Annotated in this window: 1 pseudogene; it reads left to right on the top strand. The window is 59.1% G+C overall.

Annotation, left to right across the window (positions count from 1 at the left end):
• Positions 1–645, top strand: a pseudogene (locus VZ95_RS26400) (hypothetical protein); the annotation flags it as partial.

Here is a 645-nt window from a genome sequence, read left to right as displayed (position 1 = left end):
GTGGTCCGCTTCGATCACGGCTTCATGCGCCCGACGATCGAAGATAATTGCCTGAAGGCGCTGCGCCGCCTCGGCTGCGACATCGTTAAATTCACCCCCAATTGGCAGGTCGTGCGCAAGCTGATGTACGAGGCGCTGAAGCGCCGGGGCGATTTCTGCTGGCACTGCCACACGGGTATTTTCTCCTTCCCCATGTGGGAGGCCCTGCGCCATCAGGTGCCGCTCGTATTCTGGGGCGAGCCTAGCTCGGAGTATAGTTCGTTCTACGGCTATCATGACGTGGAAGAGCATGACGAGCGCCGCTTTAACCGCATCGTTAACCTCGGCATCAATGCCGAAGATATGCTGGGGATGCTGGATAATAGCGTCTCCGACTATCCGGTCACGCTGCGCGACCTGAAGCCCTTCACCTTTCCGCCCGCGCGCGATTTGCGCAAACTCGGCGTTCGCTCCGTCTTCCTCGGGCATTTCATTCCGTGGGACGTGCGCAAGCAGGTCGATATTATTAAGCGCGAGTTGGATTGGAAGGGCGATCAGGTCGAAGGCGTGCCGCCGGAGTACGATTACGAGAAGATCGAATGCTTCGTGCAGGGCGTGCGCGACTATTTGAAGTGGCTGAAGCGCGGCTTGGTCGCACCACCCACG

This window comes from Elstera litoralis (assembly GCF_000963705.1).
Taxonomy (GTDB): Bacteria; Pseudomonadota; Alphaproteobacteria; order Elsterales; family Elsteraceae; genus Elstera; species Elstera litoralis.
Note: the sequence above shows the minus strand (reverse complement) of the source record. Positions and strands in the feature narration are given on the sequence as shown.